At 71.6% G+C, this 802-nt stretch carries 1 protein-coding gene and 2 pseudogenes; 2 read left to right on the forward strand and 1 reads right to left on the reverse strand.

The features are described 5' to 3' along the window. A pseudogene (locus tag G3I77_RS40295) lies at positions 1-126 on the forward strand (IS481 family transposase); the annotation flags it as partial. Between the two features lie 163 nt (positions 127-289). Here the strand turns inward: G3I77_RS40295 and G3I77_RS41045 are convergent. Further along, positions 290-406 (reverse strand): annotated as a pseudogene (locus tag G3I77_RS41045) (LPXTG cell wall anchor domain-containing protein); the annotation flags it as partial. 73 nt (positions 407-479) lie between these two features. Here G3I77_RS41045 and G3I77_RS41050 point away from each other — a divergent pair. Further along, on the forward strand, positions 480-638 hold the full coding sequence (locus G3I77_RS41050) for a hypothetical protein (RefSeq protein WP_248512409.1): 159 nt from the start codon (positions 480-482) through the stop codon (positions 636-638). Positions 639-802 lie beyond the last annotated feature (164 nt).

Here is an 802-nt window from a genome sequence, read left to right on the forward strand (position 1 = left end):
CACGGCGACGAGAAGGCCGCCACCTGCGCCGGCTTCCTGCGCCGGGCCGCGGCCTTCTTCCACGCTCACGGCATCGGCCGCATCGAGCGGGTCCTGACCGACAACGCCTGGCCCTACCGCAAGAGCTGGCGCTGTCACGTTGGTTAGCCGGGTGGGATGATCTTCTGGTGGGACTGCTGGGGCCACCGCTTCACTCCAGACAGACTTACGCCGTCCGGCACATTCCGCCGCTGCCCATGCCACGCACTGGGGTGCCAGACGCGATGCGTCCGGCACCCAGAACAGAGCACTACCGACGAGACGCGACTCGGCCTCGCCGGTACAGAACGGCGCCGCCCGTCAGCAGGAACGCGGCAGCTACTGAAGCCAGGAGCGCCTGGTCCCCAGCCCCGGTGTCGGGGAGGGAGGGCGGCTCCGTCGGGGGTGAGGCTGGTGGCTTCGTCGGGGGCTCGGGGTGCGGGGCAGTCGGTGGCGCCGACGTGGGCGGCTTCGTCGCCGGCGGAGTTGTCGCCGGTGGCGTCGTCGGCGGCTTCGTCGCCGGTGGCGTCGTCGGCGGCTTCGTCGCCGGTGGCGTCGTCGGCGGCTTCGTCGCCGGTGGCGTCGTCGGCGGCTTCGTCGCCGGTGGCGTATCACCGTAACCTCCCGGCGCCTCCGAGTCGCCGCCGTAACCACCTTCCACGTCCTCGTGGCCATAACCACCGTCGTCGGCAACCGGCAGCGACGGCTTCGGCTCCACCGACGGCGTGCTGGAAGGCTCCGCCGACGGCCTATCACCGTAACCTCCCGGCGCCTCCGAGTCGTT

Source organism: Streptomyces sp. D2-8, assembly GCF_023184515.1.
Taxonomy (GTDB): domain Bacteria; phylum Actinomycetota; class Actinomycetes; order Streptomycetales; family Streptomycetaceae; genus Streptomyces.